The organism is Aeromonas sp. 55A, assembly GCF_051919665.1.
Classification (GTDB): Bacteria; Pseudomonadota; Gammaproteobacteria; order Enterobacterales; family Aeromonadaceae; genus Aeromonas; species Aeromonas veronii.
In genome coordinates this window covers 1,690,901-1,707,473 of sequence record NZ_JBQBEH010000008.1, presented here as the reverse complement: position 1 = coordinate 1,707,473, position 16,573 = coordinate 1,690,901, and the positions used below count along the sequence as shown (strand labels likewise).

The 16,573-nt window shown below is 59.7% G+C and carries 16 protein-coding genes and 1 tRNA gene; 5 read left to right on the top strand and 12 right to left on the bottom strand.

Features of this window, described 5'->3' with window-relative positions; genetic code table 11:
* Window positions 1-59 precede the first annotated feature (59 nt).
* A complete protein-coding gene (priA, locus tag ACTG2G_RS11940; protein WP_439985466.1) occupies window positions 60-2,267 on the bottom strand; it encodes a primosomal protein N' in 2,208 nt (735 codons plus the stop codon).
* A 147-nt stretch (window positions 2,268-2,414) separates the two neighbouring features.
* Here priA and rpmE point away from each other — a divergent pair, with 147 nt between their 5' ends.
* Window positions 2,415-2,630 carry a 50S ribosomal protein L31 gene (gene rpmE, locus ACTG2G_RS11935; protein ID WP_005340673.1) on the top strand — a complete coding sequence of 72 codons (216 nt, stop codon included), beginning with the start codon at window positions 2,415-2,417 and terminating at the stop codon, window positions 2,628-2,630.
* A gap of 100 nt (window positions 2,631-2,730) precedes the next feature.
* Here the strand turns inward: rpmE and ACTG2G_RS11930 are convergent, their stop codons facing one another.
* Together ACTG2G_RS11930 and ACTG2G_RS11925 are read right to left on the bottom strand one after the other, a co-directional pair.
* A complete protein-coding gene (locus tag ACTG2G_RS11930) occupies window positions 2,731-3,381 on the bottom strand; it encodes a chromophore lyase CpcT/CpeT (protein ID WP_429204515.1) in 651 nt (216 codons plus the stop codon).
* 122 nt (window positions 3,382-3,503) lie between these two features.
* Window positions 3,504-5,357, bottom strand: coding sequence for a methyl-accepting chemotaxis protein (locus ACTG2G_RS11925; protein ID WP_429204513.1), 1,854 nt, complete (start codon window positions 5,355-5,357; stop codon window positions 3,504-3,506).
* Between the two features lie 146 nt (window positions 5,358-5,503).
* Between ACTG2G_RS11925 and rraA the strand changes: the two genes are divergently transcribed.
* Complete coding sequence (rraA, locus tag ACTG2G_RS11920) at window positions 5,504-5,989, top strand: ribonuclease E activity regulator RraA (protein WP_005340678.1); 486 nt, start codon at window positions 5,504-5,506, stop codon at window positions 5,987-5,989.
* A gap of 270 nt (window positions 5,990-6,259) precedes the next feature.
* Here rraA and ACTG2G_RS11915 read toward each other — a convergent pair whose 3' ends face one another.
* The 3 genes from ACTG2G_RS11915 to ACTG2G_RS11905 form a co-directional block, all read right to left on the bottom strand.
* Window positions 6,260-6,934: a 7-cyano-7-deazaguanine/7-aminomethyl-7-deazaguanine transporter gene (locus ACTG2G_RS11915; RefSeq protein WP_005340680.1), complete on the bottom strand. Its 675-nt coding sequence runs from the start codon at window positions 6,932-6,934 to the stop codon at window positions 6,260-6,262.
* A gap of 159 nt (window positions 6,935-7,093) precedes the next feature.
* Entirely contained in the window at window positions 7,094-7,381 is a 288-nt protein-coding gene (locus ACTG2G_RS11910) for a DUF3630 family protein (protein WP_439985465.1), read from the bottom strand.
* 10 nt (window positions 7,382-7,391) lie between these two features.
* The gene (locus tag ACTG2G_RS11905; protein ID WP_439985464.1) at window positions 7,392-8,819 is read right to left on the bottom strand and encodes a protein adenylyltransferase SelO; all 1,428 of its coding nucleotides are present in this window, start codon (window positions 8,817-8,819) and stop codon (window positions 7,392-7,394) included.
* Between the two features lie 105 nt (window positions 8,820-8,924).
* On the opposite strand from ACTG2G_RS11905, the gene ACTG2G_RS11900 reads away from it, so the two are divergent.
* The gene (locus tag ACTG2G_RS11900) at window positions 8,925-9,227 is read left to right on the top strand and encodes a c-type cytochrome (RefSeq protein ID WP_421172444.1); all 303 of its coding nucleotides are present in this window, start codon (window positions 8,925-8,927) and stop codon (window positions 9,225-9,227) included.
* 67 nt (window positions 9,228-9,294) lie between these two features.
* Here the strand turns inward: ACTG2G_RS11900 and recQ are convergent, their stop codons facing one another.
* Window positions 9,295-11,130 carry an ATP-dependent DNA helicase RecQ gene (gene recQ / locus ACTG2G_RS11895; protein ID WP_042081697.1) on the bottom strand — a complete coding sequence of 612 codons (1,836 nt, stop codon included), beginning with the start codon at window positions 11,128-11,130 and terminating at the stop codon, window positions 9,295-9,297.
* A gap of 133 nt (window positions 11,131-11,263) precedes the next feature.
* Between recQ and ACTG2G_RS11890 the strand changes: the two genes are divergently transcribed.
* On the top strand, window positions 11,264-11,728 hold the full coding sequence (locus ACTG2G_RS11890) for a thioesterase family protein (protein WP_421387089.1): 465 nt from the start codon (window positions 11,264-11,266) through the stop codon (window positions 11,726-11,728).
* Between the two features lie 124 nt (window positions 11,729-11,852).
* Window positions 11,853-12,380, top strand: a complete 528-nt coding sequence (locus tag ACTG2G_RS11885) for an AbiTii domain-containing protein (protein ID WP_005356927.1) — start codon at window positions 11,853-11,855, stop codon at window positions 12,378-12,380.
* Window positions 12,381-12,640: 260 nt separating this feature from the next.
* On the opposite strand, the gene ACTG2G_RS11880 is transcribed toward ACTG2G_RS11885, so the two are convergent.
* The 5 genes from ACTG2G_RS11880 to potA form a co-directional block, all read right to left on the bottom strand.
* A tRNA-Pro gene (locus tag ACTG2G_RS11880) sits at window positions 12,641-12,717 on the bottom strand.
* Between the two features lie 155 nt (window positions 12,718-12,872).
* The gene (locus tag ACTG2G_RS11875; RefSeq protein ID WP_421387087.1) at window positions 12,873-13,577 is read right to left on the bottom strand and encodes an MOSC domain-containing protein; all 705 of its coding nucleotides are present in this window, start codon (window positions 13,575-13,577) and stop codon (window positions 12,873-12,875) included.
* A gap of 45 nt (window positions 13,578-13,622) precedes the next feature.
* Window positions 13,623-14,468 (bottom strand): ABC transporter permease subunit, encoded by an 846-nt coding sequence (locus ACTG2G_RS11870; RefSeq protein ID WP_407705117.1) that lies wholly within the window; start codon window positions 14,466-14,468, stop codon window positions 13,623-13,625.
* The gene (locus ACTG2G_RS11865; RefSeq protein ID WP_181496993.1) at window positions 14,465-15,370 is read right to left on the bottom strand and encodes an ABC transporter permease subunit; all 906 of its coding nucleotides are present in this window, start codon (window positions 15,368-15,370) and stop codon (window positions 14,465-14,467) included. The genes ACTG2G_RS11870 and ACTG2G_RS11865 overlap by 4 nt, the downstream gene beginning before the upstream one ends.
* Complete coding sequence (gene potA / locus ACTG2G_RS11860) at window positions 15,367-16,521, bottom strand: polyamine ABC transporter ATP-binding protein (RefSeq protein WP_005340704.1); 1,155 nt, start codon at window positions 16,519-16,521, stop codon at window positions 15,367-15,369. The genes ACTG2G_RS11865 and potA overlap by 4 nt, the downstream gene beginning before the upstream one ends.
* Window positions 16,522-16,573: the final 52 nt, after the last annotated feature.

The following is a 16,573-nucleotide window of genomic DNA, read 5'->3' as shown; positions in this document are numbered from 1 at the left end:
AATGAAATCACCCATCGGTCGCTGACGATAACTGCCAGCGACCGGCGCCGGTGCCACCATCAACTCAGCTCGGTGGGGTCGATATCCAGACTCCAGCGCACCTTTTTGGTCTCGGGCCAGCCTTCCAGCTCCTTCACCGCCCAATCCAGCAGTTGGGCCAGCGGTGCCCGATTCGGCCCCTGCACCAGCAACTGCATACGAAACTTGCCCGCCTTGCGCTCCATAAAGCCGCTGATGGGCCCCAGCACCTGAACGTGGGGATAGCGGGCGCTGCGCAGGGTATCGGCGAGGCGGGCGAGGAACAGCTGCACCTCGTCGCGGCCGTTGGCCTCGGCGCGGAACAGCCCCTGATAGCTGAAGGGCGGCAGCCCCAACAGGCGGCGCTCTTTCAACGCTGTATCGGCGAAGTGGCCGTAACCGTTCTGGGTCAGATCCTGCAGCAGGGCGTGCTCCGGATGATGGCTCTGCAGCACTACCAACCCGGGTTTGCTGGCGCGACCGGCGCGGCCCGCCACCTGGGTGTAAAGCTGGGCCAGTTTCTCGGCGGCGCGAAAATCGGCGCTGAACAGGGCACCATCCACATCCAGCAGACCCACTAGCGTCACATCCGGAAAGTGGTGGCCCTTGGCCAGCATCTGGGTGCCGATCAGGATCTTGTACTTGCCCGCCTTGATGTCGCCGAGATGGGTCTCCAGCTCCCCCTTGCGACGGGTGTTGTCCCGATCGATGCGCACCACCGGATATTGCGGGAACACCGTGGTGAGCAGCTGCTCCAGCTGTTCGGTGCCGACCCCGGATCCGATCAGTTCGTTGCTGCCACACTCGGGGCAGTGGTGGGGCAAGGGGCGCACGCTGTCGCAATGATGGCAGTGCAGCCGTCGCCCGGCCTGATGCCAGGTGTACCAGGCATCGCAGCGCTCACAGGCGGCGCTCCAGCCGCACTGGTGGCAAATCAGAGCCGGGGCATAGCCACGGCGGTTGAGGAACAGCATCACCTGATTGCCCGCCGCCAGATGCTCTGCCATCAGTTGCTCCAGCTGGGGAGAGAGCCCGGCCTGCAGCCGCACGCTCTTGATATCCAGGATCACCTGACGGGCGGTCTGGGCGTTACCGGCGCGACGGGTCAGGGTGAGGTGGTGATACTTGCCGGTGCGGGCGTTGTGCAGCGTCTCCAGTGACGGTGTAGCCGAGCCAAGCAAAATGGGAATACCGGCACGATGGGCCCGCATCACCGCCAGATCCCGCGCGTGGTAGCGAAAACCGTCCTGCTGCTTGAAGGAGCCGTCGTGCTCCTCATCGATGATGATGATGCCGAGGTTGTGAAACGGGGTGAACACCGCAGAGCGAGTGCCGATCAGGATGGCGGCGCCGCCGTCTCGGCAGGCGAGCCAGGCGTCGAGCCGCTCCCTGTCGTTCATGGCGGAGTTCATCGCTACCACCGGCACGTTGAAGCGGCGCCGGAAGCGGTTGATGGTCTGCGGGGTGAGGCCGATCTCCGGCACCATCACCAGCGCCTGCTTGCCCGCCTTGAGCAGGGGTTCGAGGATGCTCAGATAGACCTCGGTCTTGCCGGAGCCGGTGATGCCATCCAGCAGGAAGGCGCCGAACTTGTCGCTCTGGCTGGTAACGGCAGAGACAGCCAGCGCCTGTTCGCCGTTGAGGCGTAGCCCCTCCCCCGGCTCAAAGCGGGCAGCCCAATCGCCATCGTGGCTCGGCTCCAGCGAACGCTTCTCCAGCAGCCCCTTCTTCTCCAGCGCGGTGAGAGCGGCGCTCTGGATCTCCTCCTGCTTGAGGGCGGAAGGTGTCTGCGGCCCCTTGCGCAGCAGGGCGAGCGCTTGCTGCTGCTTGGCCGCCCGCTTGAGCTCGTTAAGGTCGATGGCCATGCCAGCCTCGGTGGCAAACCAGAACTCCAGTTCACGATAAGCGGCAGGCTCCCCCTTGCGCACCAGCACCGGCAGGGCGTGGGGCAGCACCTCCCCCAGCGGATGCTGGTAGTAGCTGGCGCTCCAGTTCATCAGCGCCAAAATATCCGGCCCCAGCACCGGAGCCGTGTCCAATACCCGTTTGATGGGCTTGAGCTTGTTGCGGGGCACCTGGCTGTCGGCCGGATGATCCACCACCAGCCCGACCAGGGTCTGGGGACCGAAAGGGATCTCGACCCGGCAACCGGGGGCAGGTAACGGCAGGGGAGAGAGATAGTCGAAGTGACGGCGTAACGGTACCGGGACAGCGACACGAACCAGATCCAGCGTTTGGGAAGAATTCACCAGGGGTTGCCTATTTTTTCTGCGAAGCCACTTGCCTGATCTCAGGCATTTCCTATATTATTCGCAGCCTTTGAAACTGTGTTCAACAATCGTGTGGTGTCCGACAAGAGATCGGATGGCGACACGGCCTATTAATTGAGGTTGTCCATGAAAGCTGGTATCCATCCTGACTACGTAGCCATCACCGCCAAGTGCTCTTGCGGTAACGTCATCAACACTTTCTCTACCATCGGTAAAGATCTGAACCTGGACGTGTGCTCCGAGTGCCACCCGTTCTACACCGGCAAGCAGAAAGAAGTTTCTAGCGGCGGCCGCGTAGACAAGTTCAACAAGCGTTTCGGTGCGATGACCACCAAGAAGTAATTTTACTTCTGAAGAATTCTGAAAAAGGCGCCCAATGGGCGCCTTTTTTACGATCCCTGTTTTTCATCCTTCATGTTCCCGCAGCCAGACGCACTCTCCCCTACTGGCCAAACCCTTTGGAACGACGCAAATAGACATATCCCTCACCCGGGCTACCCCAGCGCGGGCTCCCTGCGTTGTCATAGGCGCGATCCAGCAATCTGACGCTGTCGGGACCAATCCAGATATGCTGCACCAGCGTCGTTGCACCACCAAAATCGGTGGAGCAGTGGCCCACCCGGGTGTGACCGGCATATTCGCCGAAGGGAGTACGGGTCAGCCAGATCTCGCAACCGTGGCGCAAGGAGAGCTGCTGTGGGGTCAGGCTGTCGAGCAGGGCGGGATCATGCCAGGCACCGGCAAAATCGGTGGCACGGGGCATGGTCAGTTCGGCCATCAGGATCCGCCCGTCAGGGGCGGGTGAGAAGCGATAGATGCGCTGACGAAAGGGGCGAATGGAGCGCATGCTCAGATACTGCTCGGCATAGACCCAGCGATAGCCCTGATAGCCGGGCCAGATCTCCATCAGGCGCAGCTCGGCACTGGTAAAGCGGCTGTCGTAACTAGCCTGCTCCCGGCTCGTAAAGGCCCCGTTGAACCAGCTGAGTAGCGGCTCCATGCCGGGCTTGAGTGGGGTAGCCTGAGGCGCCGAACCTGCCAACACCAGACAGGAACAGAGCAGCCCGAATACGGCCACCAGCAACTTTGCCATCGAATCCTTCCGAATCATCATAGTGGCGGCGATTATATGAGCGAATTACCCCAATAACAGCCATTACGATCAAATCATTGCCACTCTGGTGCAAAAACCTCACAAGGATGCCAGTCCGCTCACTAAACCCGATATTTTGCCACCGCCTTGTTGAGCAGCTGGGCCTGCTCGTTGAGGCCCTCGCTGGATCTCGCATTTTCCTCTGCCATGATGCTCGACTCCTGGGCGATGTCGCGGATGTTGTTGACGTTGCGGTTCACCTCGTTGGCCACCAGACTCTGCTGTTCGATGGCGGCGGCAATCTGGGTGCTCATGTCCATGATATGGGTAACATCCTGAGTGATCTGCCCCAACAACTCCCCTGCAGTACTGGCCTGATCCGAGCTGCGGTTGCCCTGCTCGCGGCAGGTCGCCATCACATCGACGATGCTGCCGGTCTGTTTCTGCAGCGAGCTGATGATGCCGGCGATCTCTTGGGTCGATTTTTGGGTACGGATGGCCAGATTGCGCACCTCATCGGCCACTACCGCAAAGCCGCGCCCCTGATCCCCTGCCCTAGCTGCTTCGATGGCTGCGTTGAGGGCCAGCAGGTTGGTCTGCTCGGCAATGCCGCGGATCACATCGAGCACGGAGCCGATGGTCTCGCTCTCTTTTTGCAGCTGGCTCACCTCGCGGGATGAACTCTCCAGATTGCCCGCCAGCGAGCGGATCTGCTCGACAGTATTCTCGACCGCAGTCCGCCCCTCCATCGCCTTGTTGTTGGTCGCCTGCGCATTGTTGGCCGCCTGCTCGGTGTTGCGGGCGATCTCTTCGATGGTGGATCCCATCTCGGTGGACGCGGTCGCCACCATATCAGTCTCCTGCAGCTGGCGCGCCGCCCCTTCACTGGTGCGCTTGACGTTGGCCGAGAGGTGATCCGCCGCTTCAGTCAGGGTGTGCACGCTCTGCTTCACATCGCCGATCAGATCGCGAAACCCACCCAGCATCACGTCGAGATTGCCTGCCAGCTGGGCCATTTCATCTGCCCCGCGCAACTCTATCTTCAGGCGCAGGTCATTATCCTGACGAATGCGGTTGACGGTATCATTCACCTGAGTAATGGGACGGTCGATGCTGCGCCCCAGCAGCACGCTCATGATGCCGATCAGCACCACAATCACCCCGCCACAGACCAGCATCAGGCTGTTGAGGCGAGCGCTCTGCCGCTCAAGCTCAGCGACAATGTGCTGATCGACGGCGGCAAACCCCTGTTCGGTCTGATGCACCAGATCCCGCATCTGGTTGCGCAGCCCCTCATCCTCTTTCAGCCCCAGTATCTGCATCCCCTGCACCAACGCCACAAAGTCCTGCCGGTACTGCTTGCTGGCCTGCTCCAACCTGCCGCGATCCCCCTCCGGCAAGGTGGCAAGGCTATCCTGAAAACTCTTGTGCAAGGTCTCGAAACGCTCCAGATACTGGATATCGGAGCGCAGCATGAAGTCCTTCTCCGCCCGTCTCAGCTGCAACATGGTGATGAGCAACCCCTGCTGATCCAGCTGCTTGAGCCCATTCTCCACCTCATGCACCGCCGCCCTCAACTTGCCATAGAGCCCCTCCTCCGGCCCCAGACCAATCTTCTGCTGCTGGGCCACCAGATCGTTGAAGGCCTTGCCATAGCCGCTGATCTGCTGATCCAGTCTGGTCAGCTCCCCCTCGACGGCCGCCAGATTGTCATCGGTCAGCAGCTCCCGATTGTGCAGGTGAAAGTCAGACAGCCCCTGATTGAAGCGCTCGACGAAGGTCATATCCTTGCGGATCAGAAAATCCTTCTCGGCCCGCCGCAGGTTGAGCATGGCGATCTCCAGCTGGTCGATATTGCGCTGGGCTTCGGTCAGGTGACGGTGCACCTGGCTGGAGTAGATAAACAGGCCGCTCAGTACCAGCATGGCAACGGCAACCAGCACGGTATTCAGGATCAACTTATGACGGATAAGCACGATGGACCTCTCGCAAACAGGCAGTGAACTGCATTGAGCTTATGCAGAAAAGCGGCGACAGGTGATCTGTGCAAGGAATATTCATTGAAATGCCACACCCACTCCTTATACTGGTTGCACCTGTTTCCAGCCGTGGATTTGACACTATGGAATACAATACTTCTGAACTGTGCGACATCTATCAGGACATGGTGGATGTGCTTGAACCCATGCTCTGCTCCTTCGGCGGCCGCGCCTCTTTCGGCGGCGTCATCACCACCGTCAAATGCTTCGAATCGAATGGTCTTATACGTGAACTCGTCAAAGAGAACGGACTGGGACGCGTCTTGCTGATCGATGGCGGTGGCTCCATGCGCCGAGCTCTGATCGACAGCGACATCGCCACCACGGCGGCCGAGAACGATTGGGAAGGGATTGTCTGCTACGGCTGCGTCCGCGAAGTCGATATTCTGGAAGATCTGGACATCGGCATTCAGGCACTGGCAGCCATTCCGGTCGGTGCCGACAGCAAGGATGTAGGGGAGACCGATCTGCCGGTCAACTTCGGTGGCGTGACCTTCCTGCCTGACGACCACCTCTACGCCGATACCACAGGGGTGATCCTCTCCCCCGAGGCTCTCGATATCGAGTAAGCCACAGACAGCGTGACGACGGGAGCCTTGGCTCCCGTTTTTTATGCCTGCAACTTGCTGAAAAATGACAAAAAAAGAGGGCCAGATAAACTGGCCCTTAACTGGAAGCAATGTGAGCAATGTCGTGCCTTCACAAGAAGTCCATCACGTTGGAACGAATGAAGTCTTTCCCGGAAAACAAGTTAACAATAATCATTCTCATTTAACTAGGCAAGCGCTATTTGCAGAAAGTGCAAAAAAATTGACCACCGCGAAGGGTGGTCAATCTCGTCAGGCTTGCCGGGTGGCCGTTTGCAGGCTGGATAATCCGGCCTCGCCCACCAGCTTGCGGCTGAGGTAGCGCAGCAAGACACCGTAGAGCGGCACGAACAAACCAAGGCTTATCAGCAACTTGAATACGTAATCGACGGTTGCGATCTCGACCCAGTGCTCTGCCATGAAAGGATCTGTGGTGCGCCAGAAGGCCACACTGAAGAAAGCGATGGTATCAACCAGATTACCGAACAGGGTGGAGGCCGCAGGTGCAATCCACCACTGCTTGAGCAGACGCAGGCGGTTGAACACCACCACATCCATGAACTGCCCCACCAGATAGGCCATAAAGCTGGCCAGCGCGATACGCGCCACGAACAGGTTGAACTCGGCCAGATGACCAACGCCCTGGAAGCTCCCTTCAAAGAAGAGTACGGAGAGCGCATAGGAGACCGCCAGTGCTGGCAACATCACGGTCTGGATAATCTTGCGCGCCAGACCGGCACCGAAGATCCGCACTGTCAGGTCGGTCGCCAGGAAGATAAACGGGAAGCTGAACGCCCCCCAGGTGGTGTGGAAGCCAAACACGGTGATCGGCAGCTGCACCAGATAGTTGCTGCTGGCAATGATCAGAATGTGGAACAACGACAGGCGAACGAGCGCCGTTTGGTACTGCGCAGGGGTCAGATTCATCTTGTGACCTTTTTGGTTAATGGGGTTAGGGAACCCATATCGCCACCATTGGCGATAATCGAGGGGCGAGATTATACGCCCCCAAACCGATAGTTCAATCTTTATGCGATTACGCTTGTCCAGGTTGGCCAGCGGCAGAGCAAGCCTTGTGGGCGATAGTCACAGCTTGTGCTGTCTGGCGAGCCAGAGCAGCGCCTCCCGATCCGCCGGGCGCACCGCCTCCAGCCAGCAGCCGCTGTAGTGTTCGTACTCCAGCCGAAACTGGCTCCCTTCAAACTCCAGCAACCAGCTATGGCGGTCGGCCCCCGCATCCTGCTCGAGCGGCTGCAGCTCCCAATCTCGTAGCAAGGCCTGCGCCAACAGCGGAAACGTGTCCCAGTCGAGCGCCGGACAATCCAGCGTCACCACGCCAGCTTCGCTATCTACCTGTTTGATTTGCCAACTCATGCCCAATCTCTCAGCTACTGCAGGAGAGCTCACCACCGCAATACCATGCCGGAGTCGGGGTGGCGAGATCCTCATATTCGGGTTGTTCATCAAAGGGGCGCTGCAAGGCGGCGAACAGCCGCTCGAACGGCTGCATATCCCCTGCGTCGGCGGCGTCTATCACCTGCTGGGCCAGCGCATTACGCAGTACATACTTGGGATTGATGGCATCCATCTGCGCCTTACGCACGGCATCCTCGCTGCCTTCGCGCATCAGCCGCGCCCGATAGCGTTCCAGCCACGCCTGCCAACCCACTGGTTCAGGCAACAGGGCCAGCAGAGATGCAGGCCCCCCCCCCTCTTGCGTCACCTCACCGAGACGGCGAAGGAACAGGTGGTAATCCACTTTGTTAGCCGCCAGCAACCGGAACAGCTCGCGGAACAGCGCCGGGTCATCCTCCTCCCACACCGCCAGCCCGAGTTTGGCCCGCATCAGTTCGGAGTAGTGCAGCATCAGCTGTTGCTCGTACTGGGCCAACGCTGCAGCCAGCGCATCACCGTCTACATGGCCAGCCAGCGCCTGCGCCAGTTTTTGCAGATTCCAGTAACCGACCGCGGGCTGCTGATCCAGCGCGTAGCGGCCCGCAGGGTCCGAGTGGTTGCAGACAAAATCGGGCACGTAGGCATCGATAAAGCCGTATGGCCCGTAATCCAGCGTCAGGCCGAGCAGCGACATGTTGTCGGTATTCATTACCCCGTGACAGAACCCCGCAGCCTGCCATTTGGCAATCAACCGCGCGGTGCGGCGCACCACTTCGGCAAACAGTTCGGCGCCACTCTCCAGCTCGGGGAAGTGGTGGCGCAGCAGATAGTCGATGAGTGGCGGGATCTTCTCTCCCTGCCCGCTCCAGGCGAAATACTCGATATGGCCGAAGCGCAGATGGCTGGGGGCGGTACGCAGCACGGTCGCCCCGGTCTCCACCTGCTCGCGATAAACAGGCTCCTGACTGCCCACCAGCACCAGCGCTCGCGTGGTCGGGATGCCGAGAGCATGGAGCGCCTCGGAGGCGAGATACTCGCGAATACTGGAGCGCAGCACGGCGCGACCGTCACCAAAACGGGAGAACGGCGTCTTCCCTGCCCCCTTCAGGTGGAGATCCCAGCGCTGGCCATCCGGCGCCAGCTGCTCACCCAGCAGCAGCGCGCGACCATCCCCAAGCCGCGGGCTATAACCCCCAAACTGATGGCCCGCATAGACCTGCGCTACCGGCTGCATACCGGGCAGCACTTTTCCCTCGCCACAACAGGCGATCCAGTCAGCCTTGCTGACGCCTCCCAGCCCCAACTCATCCAGCAAAGCCCGGTTGAGATGAAGCAACCGGGGCTGCTGCAGCGGCTGGGGGACCACGGGTTCACAGGCCCAGGGCAACTCGGTCGCAAAAGTGTTGATCAGCTTCATGGTTGTGCCATTCGTCCCTGCGTATGCTCGTGTCACTCTTTATACTGCCGTCAGCCATGCTTGCGCTAACTGGCAACCATCATTTTTCAATTCAAGGAGAAGAAGATGCAAAAATGGGTATATGCCCTGCCCTTGCTGGCACTGGCGTGGGGTCATCAGGCCAAGGCTGCCGATATAGAAGCCGGCAAAGCCAAGGCAGCGGCCTGTGCCGCCTGTCACGGCGTGGAAGGCAAGGCAATGATCCCCAACTATCCCCATCTGGCGGGTCAGAATGCCGCCTATCTGGTGAAACAGTTGAAAGCGTTCAAGGATGGCACCCGCAAAGAGCCCTTGATGGACCCCTTCATGGCGCCGCTGACCGATGCGGATATCGACAATCTGGCGGCCTTCTACGCCAGCCTGAAATAACCTCGCGTCTGACCCCAGGTTCTTCCGAGCCGCGCTTACCGTGGTCGATTAGGCTGCCTAATCGACCCTAACGACGGCAGTAGTCGATGATCAGGTCCATAAAGGCTTCGCCAAAACGTTCCAGCTTGCGGTGACCGACACCGTTGATGGCCAGCATCTCGTCCTCGGTCATCGGCATCAGCTGTGCCATCTCCACCAGGGTCGCATCGTTGAACACCACGTAGGGCGGCACCTCTTCATCCTCGGCAATCTGCTTGCGCAGACCGCGCAGCTCCTTGAACAACCGCTTGTCATAGTTGGCATTGTCGAGCAGACCGTTGCGCTTCTCCTTGCGGCTGGAGATGGGCTGTAGTCGGGGCACCGCCAGCTCAAGCTTCACCTCGCCACGCAGCACGGGGCGGGCCGCTTCGGTCAGCTGCAGCACCAGATTACGGGTGATGTTCTGGGTCAGCAGCCCCTTGTGGATCAGCTGGCGGATCACGCTCATCCAGTATTCGTGGCTCTGATCCTTGCCGATGCCGTAGGTCGACAGCTTATCGTGGCCATGATCCTTGATGCGCTGGTTGAGGGAACCGCGCAGCACCTCCACTACATAACCCACCCCGAAATTCTGTCCCACCCGCCAGACGCAGGAGAGCGCCTTCTGGGCATCTTCAGTGCCGTCATAGCTCTTGGGCGGATCGAGACAGATATCGCAGTTGCCGCACGGCTTGTCGTTGTACTCGCCGAAGTAGTTGAGCAGCACCTGACGGCGGCAGGTCTGCGCTTCGGCAAAGGCGGCCATCACGTTGAGCTTGTACTGCTCCACCTGCAGCTGCTGCGGGTTCTCGATGTTGTCGAGCAGACGGCGCACCCGACCGATGTCGGCGGGATCGTAGAGCAGCAGCGCCTCGGCGGGAGTGCCATCGCGCCCGGCGCGACCGGTCTCCTGATAGTAGGATTCGATGTTCTTCGGGATGTCGTAGTGCACCACGAAGCGCACATTGGGCTTGTCGATGCCCATACCGAACGCCACCGTCGCCACCACTATCTCGATGTCATCCTTGAGGAAGGCATCCTGCGTCTGCTGGCGCTGCTCGAGCGGCAGCCCCGCATGATAGGGCGCCGCCTTGCAGCCGTGGCGGGATAGCCGCTCGGCCACCTCCTCCACCCGGTTGCGGCTGGAGCAGTAGACGATGCCACAGTTGCCCTTCTGGCTCTGCACGTAACGCAGCAACTGCTCAGCGGCCTTGAACTTCTCCACCAGGCTGTAGCGGATATTGGGGCGATCGAAGCTGGCAGTGTGGATGAAGGGATCGTTCAGCTCTAGGCGGTGCAGCATATCGCTGCGGGTCGCCTCGTCGGCGGTGGCCGTAAGCGCTACCACCGGCACCTGCGGGAACCACTGCTTGAGGCGCCCCAGCGCCGCATACTCAGGCCGGAAATCGTGGCCCCACTGGGAGACGCAGTGCGCCTCGTCGATGGCGAACAGCCCGAGCGGCAGCTCGGCCAGCCGATCCATAAACTCGTGCTGCAACAGTCGCTCGGGGGAGACATAGACCAGCTTGATCTCGCCGCGACGCATGGCGGCGAAGTTCTGGATCATCTCCTCCCGGCTAAGGGCCGAGTTGATGTAGACCGCCGCTACGCCGTTGGCGCGCAGGCTGTCGACCTGATCCTTCATCAGCGAAATAAGGGGAGAGACCACCACACCGAGCCCGGGCCGCAGCAGTGCCGGGATCTGGTAGCAGAGCGACTTGCCGCCGCCAGTAGGCTTGAGCACCAACGCATCGCGCCCCGCGACGATCTGCTCGATGATCTCGAGCTGACCCGGCCGAAACTGCTGATAGCCGAAGACCGCCTGCAGCAGGGCAAGCGGACTCTCTGGCTGAGGATCTGGCAGGGTTTCGGCAATCGCGGTCATGGGCTCTCCTTTGGGGTCGCCATTCTAAAGCAGCCGCCGCCCACAATAAACCTGCCATTGCGACTGTTAAAGAACTGTTGCAGACTGGCTGGAGTTTTTACTCGGCTTTGATGACAAGGATTGGGATCAGAGAATGAAACAGATGCTCAAGAAGATGGCGCTCAGTGGCATTGCCAACCTGTTTGCCGAGAAGATGCCGTTCAACAAGCTGATCGGCATGCAGGTGACCCACTACGACTTCGACAAGGTGGAACTGCGCATCAAGATGGACGACAAGCTGATCGGCAACCCTTTCCACAACATCCTGCACGGTGGCGTCACTGCAGCTCTGCTCGACGTGGCGGGCGGCATGATAGTCGCGGCCTCCTGCATCGACGATCTGGAAGATTTCTCCCCCAGTTATCTCAAGGAGCGCTTCTCCCGCCTCGGCACCATAGATCTGCGGGTGGATTACCTGCGACCGGGGCGCGGCAACGAGTTTATTGCCACCGCCCACATCATCCGGGCCGGCAGCAAGGTGGCCGTCGCCCGGATGGAGCTGCACAACGAAGAGGGCACCCACATCGCCTTCGGCACTGGTACCTATCTGGTGGGTTGAACCAAGTTAGTGCATAAAAACCACGCGGCTAATCCACTTTTAATCATTAGATTCCTTACCCCCTCTGGCCGAACAAGGTCCATACTGATAGTCGGGATTGTGTGCAGAGGGAGGATTGCAGGCGATGAGTGCGAAACTGGCCATCAAACCATCCAGAGCCTTGTTGACACAGCTCGAGTCCATGCTCGACGAGGTGCAGACACCCGAGTGTCGCCACTGGTTGGAACAGGAGCTTGAGGGGTATTCTCTCTCCTCACCCCTGCCTTGGTATCGCATCGTTCCCTGTCGGCAACGCGGTCACTTTCTGGATCTGAAAACGGGAAAATATTTGACCTGTCATATCAACAGTCAAACGCTATGCCAACGCGATCTGGCCCAAATTCAGTTCATTTATGCCCGTGAACCCGCCGCCCACTATTTGCTGCAACGCAATTCCGGTATTGAACCCTGGCCAGAGCAGCTGCTGGAAGATTATCAGGAGCAGTTGATCCCCGGCCATTTATGCCTGCAAGCCTGGCATGAGCCCGTGATTTCATTACGTGCACAACTGATGGAGGGAATAGAACATTTCATTAGTGAGTACCCCAAGCACGCGGCCTTGCTGCCTCAACACAGTTTCAAGGCTTTGCGGCATCAGCACTGGCATATCTGAGTAAGCGCCTGGCGCGCAAGGAGGGCACCATAGACAAGACCCATAGCGAGATTGCCACAATCTAGAGTGCCGGAGTCAGGATCAGACTCCACCGATGGGCCACCGAGCGGTGGCCCTTTTAATGTCTGTGGTCTTGCTTCGCCCCTGCATACAGCAGGTCAGGTCACTTGGCCAGGTAACAGGTCAGCAGCTAAAGAAAATTAGGAAAACAGGAAGGATAAATGCAAAAAGGCCGCTCTATTGAGCGGCCTTTTCAAATTTGGTCGGTGTGAGAGGATTCGAACCTCCGACCCCTTCGTCCCGAACGAAGTGCGCTACCAAGCTGCGCTACACACCGATGTCTGCGGGACGGGAATTTACCGAAAGCCCAGACCCGACACAAGCCTTTTTTGCGTTTGGCAGGAAAAAAAGTGCCGTTCGCTCAACTATTCAGCACTCTTTTCATCCGTTTACCGGGCTGCAGCCAGCTGGTGACATTCCGGTAACCGGCTGTCAGGCCAGGCGCAGGGATGCCGGTCCCAGCAGACGGCGCTGCCAGTCAGCCACAGTGCCATGCTCCAGCCAGTCGGCTGCATGCTGGCGCCAGTTTGGGGAAAGGGCCGGATTCTCCAGCAACATCAGCAGATCCGCTTCATTGCGCACCTGATTGAACAGGATATCCGCCGTGCGCTTCACCGTCAGTTCGGGATAGGGTCTGTCTACCAGCTCCATGGCCGACTCCGGCGACACCATCCCCTCCTCCAGCACCCGCAGCAGCCAGCCACAACGGCCATTCAGTTGTATCACCTGCGACATCTGGCCATAGCCAAAGCGCTGGTTGAGCTTGAAACAGGGGGATCTCGGCTGGCTGATCTGGATCAGCGCCTCGCCGAGTCGATAGACATCGCCAATGCAGGCTTGCACCTCGGTCAGCCCGAGACCGGAGAGGTTCTCGCCAAAGGCGGCAGGTTGCCAGGCTGTACGTGGCGCAGGCAAGCCCAGCGCGGTTTGCCAGGTCTGCCACCAGAGATAGTGATCGGCCGGATAGTAGTGGAGCGCCCGATCCGGGCCACCGTGGTGGCGCGTGTCACACTGCTCATCCCCTTCCAGACCGGCAAAGGTACAGCGAACTGGTGCAGAGATCGGTTGCTTGTGAATGGCGCTGGTGAGGCCGGGCACCAGCTCGGTGCCACGACCGCTAAAAAGGAAGATCCGCATACTCATCCTCCAGGTTGACGAGAGTAGGCGGATCTTATCATGGCGTCAGACGACGGCCTGCATCTGGGTGGTCATGGCTATCTCGGCGCGACGGCGCTTCTCCGCCTTGGCCATCAGATACCAGCTGCCGAAGGTAAAGAGCGATACCGACAGCAGGATCAGGCTGGCCACCGCGTTGATCTCGGGTTTAACCCCGAGCCGCACCGCCGAGAAGACCTCCATCGGCAGGGTGGTGGAGCCCGGGCCGGAGACGAAGCTCGCCAGCACCAGATCATCCAGCGACAGGGCAAACGACATCATGCCGCCAGCCGCCAGCGAGGGGGCGATCATCGGGATAGTGATCAGGAAGAACACCTTCCACGGCTTGGCGCCAAGATCCATGGCCGCCTCCTCGATGGAGAGATCCAGCTCCCGCAACCGCGCCGACACAACGATGGCTACGTAGGCGGTACAGAAGGTAGTGTGCGCGATCCAGATGGTCAACATGCCCCGCTCGGCGGGCCATCCCACCAGCTGGGCCATCGCCACGAACAGCAGCAGCAGCGACAGACCGGTGATCACCTCGGGCATCACCAGCGGTGCCGTCACCATGCCACCGAACAGGGTTCGACCACGGAAGTGGGGAATTCGGGTCAGCACGAAGGCGGCCACCGTCCCCAGCGCCACCGCGGCGATCGCGGTGTAGAAGGCGATCTCCAGCGAGCGGAACACGGATCCAATCAGCTGCTTGTTGTCGAGCAGGCCGAAGTACCACTTGAGCGACCAACCGCCCCACACCGTCACCAGCTTGGAGGCGTTGAAGGAGTAGATCACCATGATGATCATGGGCAGGTAGATAAACAGCAGCCCAAGCCAGAGCATCAGCTTGGCAAAACCGAAACGTCTCATCATGCCTTGCCCTCCAGCTCTTTGGCCTGGTTACGGTTGAAGAGGATGATCGGAATGATCAGCACCGCCAGCATCACCACCGCCAGTGCAGAGGCGACCGGCCAGTCGCGGTTGTTGAAGAACTCCTGCCATAGCACCTTACCGATCATCAGGGTCTCCGGGCCGCCCAGCATTTCCGGAATAACGAACTCCCCCACCACCGGAATAAACACCAGCATGCAGCCGGCGATAATGCCGTTTTTGGAGAGCGGCACAGTGATCTGCCAGAAACGGGTCAGGTTGCGGGCCCCCAGGTCGGAGGCCGCCTCCAGCAGGCTCTGATCGTGTTTGACCAGATTGGCGTAAAGCGGCAACACCATGAAGGGCAGATAGGAGTAAACGATGCCGATATAGACCGCCAGGTTGGTATTGAGGATCTGCAGCGGTTCGTCAATCAGCCCGATCCCCAGCAAGACGCTGTTGAGCAGGCCGTTGTTACTGAGGATCCCCATCCACGCATAGACCCGAATCAGAATGGCGGTCCAGGTCGGCATCATGATCAGCAACAGCAGAACGGTCTGGGTCTCCTTGTTGGCCCGAGCGATGGAGTAGGCCATCGGATAGCCAATCAACAGGCAGAGCAGGGTGCTGACGAAGGCCATCTTGAGGGAGCCCAGATAGGCTGCGATATAGAGCTCATCCTCCTGCAGCAGCAGGTAGTTCCCCATATTGAGCAGGATGGTGAGCTGATTGTCGGCCCAGCTCACCACGTCGGTGTAGGGCGGGATCGCCACATCCGCTTCCGCAAAACTGATCTTTACCACTATGACAAAGGGCAGCAGGAAGAAGAGGAACAGCCAGAAGAAGGGGATGCCAATCACCAGTCGGCGCCCCCCGACCCGCTTCAGTCGTTGCAAGAACTTCATGATTGCAGCACCACGCCGCTGTCATCTTCCCAGTAGAGGAACACCTGGTCATCCCAGGTTGGCCGCTTGCCGTGGCGTTCGGCATTGGCGATGAAAGCCTGAACGATTTTGCCCGAGGGCAGCTGGATGTGATAAACCGAGTGACCGCCCAGATAAGCGATGTCATAGACCTCACCCTTGGTCCAGTTGAAGTCCGGGTGCTCGATCTCCTCCGGCTTTTGCAGACTCATCAGCAGTTTTTCCGGCCGCAGGGCGTAGGTCACCTTCTTGTTTTCGGCGCGAGAGCTGATGCCGTGGCCCACATAGATGGGCTGTTCCAGATCGGCGCAGGCGATGGTGGCGTGGTCCTGTTCATCCTCCACCAGCAGGCCGTCAAACAGGTTGACGTTGCCGATAAATTCGCACACCAGCCGACTGGCCGGAGTCTCGTAGATATCCATCGGGCTGCCGATCTGCTCGATGCAGCCGAGGTGCATGATGGCGATCCGCTCCGCCATAGTCATGGCCTCTTCCTGATCGTGGGTCACCATGACGCAGGTAACCCCGACCCGCTCGATGATCTCAACCAGCTCCAGCTGCATCTTGGAACGCAGCTTCTTGTCGAGCGCCCCCATGGGTTCATCCAGCAGCAGCAACTTGGGACGCTTGGCTAGCGAGCGAGCCAACGCCACCCGCTGGCGCTGGCCACCGGAGAGCTGATGCGGTTTGCGGCGGGCATACTGGGTCATCTGTACCAGCTTGAGCATCTCCTCCACCCGGGCATCGATCTCGGCTTTGGGCAGGCCATCCTGCTTGAGGCCAAAGGCGATGTTCTGGGCCACCGTCATATGGGGGAACAGGGCGTAGGACTGGAACATCATGTTGATGGGGCGTTCATAGGGGGGCATATCGGTGATGTCGACCCCGTCGAGGAACAGCCGCCCCTCGGTCGGGCGCTCGAAACCGGCCAGCATCCGCAGCAGGGTCGATTTGCCGGAACCGGACCCGCCGAGCAGGGCGAAAATCTCCCCCTTGTGAATATTGAGAGATACGTTATCGACCGCCAGCGTTTCGTCGAACTGCTTGCTTACCCGATCAATTTTCACCAGCACTTCTTTGCGCTGCTGACTGCCCTCAAGGGCTTTCTTGTAGGCACTGGAGGCTATCGCCATTACCAAACTCCCTAACGTGATACTGGCCTCACGGCCAATCCATAAAAGCGAT

Excerpts from the sequence above, each read along its gene's own strand:
- rpmE (WP_005340673.1), top strand. The coding sequence starts at position 2,415 with ATGAAAGCTGGTATCCATCCTGACTACGTAGCCATCACCGCCAAGTGC.
- ACTG2G_RS11930 (WP_429204515.1), bottom strand. The coding sequence starts at position 3,381 with ATGGCAAAGTTGCTGGTGGCCGTATTCGGGCTGCTCTGTTCCTGTCTG.
- rraA (WP_005340678.1), top strand. The coding sequence starts at position 5,504 with ATGGAATACAATACTTCTGAACTGTGCGACATCTATCAGGACATGGTG.
- ACTG2G_RS11915 (WP_005340680.1), bottom strand. The coding sequence starts at position 6,934 with ATGAATCTGACCCCTGCGCAGTACCAAACGGCGCTCGTTCGCCTGTCG.
- ACTG2G_RS11910 (WP_439985465.1), bottom strand. The coding sequence starts at position 7,381 with ATGAGTTGGCAAATCAAACAGGTAGATAGCGAAGCTGGCGTGGTGACG.
- ACTG2G_RS11905 (WP_439985464.1), bottom strand. The coding sequence starts at position 8,819 with ATGAAGCTGATCAACACTTTTGCGACCGAGTTGCCCTGGGCCTGTGAA.
- ACTG2G_RS11900 (WP_421172444.1), top strand. The coding sequence starts at position 8,925 with ATGCAAAAATGGGTATATGCCCTGCCCTTGCTGGCACTGGCGTGGGGT.
- recQ (WP_042081697.1), bottom strand. The coding sequence starts at position 11,130 with ATGACCGCGATTGCCGAAACCCTGCCAGATCCTCAGCCAGAGAGTCCG.
- ACTG2G_RS11890 (WP_421387089.1), top strand. The coding sequence starts at position 11,264 with ATGAAACAGATGCTCAAGAAGATGGCGCTCAGTGGCATTGCCAACCTG.
- ACTG2G_RS11885 (WP_005356927.1), top strand. The coding sequence starts at position 11,853 with ATGAGTGCGAAACTGGCCATCAAACCATCCAGAGCCTTGTTGACACAG.
- ACTG2G_RS11875 (WP_421387087.1), bottom strand. The coding sequence starts at position 13,577 with ATGCGGATCTTCCTTTTTAGCGGTCGTGGCACCGAGCTGGTGCCCGGC.
- ACTG2G_RS11870 (WP_407705117.1), bottom strand. The coding sequence starts at position 14,468 with ATGATGAGACGTTTCGGTTTTGCCAAGCTGATGCTCTGGCTTGGGCTG.
- ACTG2G_RS11865 (WP_181496993.1), bottom strand. The coding sequence starts at position 15,370 with ATGAAGTTCTTGCAACGACTGAAGCGGGTCGGGGGGCGCCGACTGGTG.
- potA (WP_005340704.1), bottom strand. The coding sequence starts at position 16,521 with ATGGCGATAGCCTCCAGTGCCTACAAGAAAGCCCTTGAGGGCAGTCAG.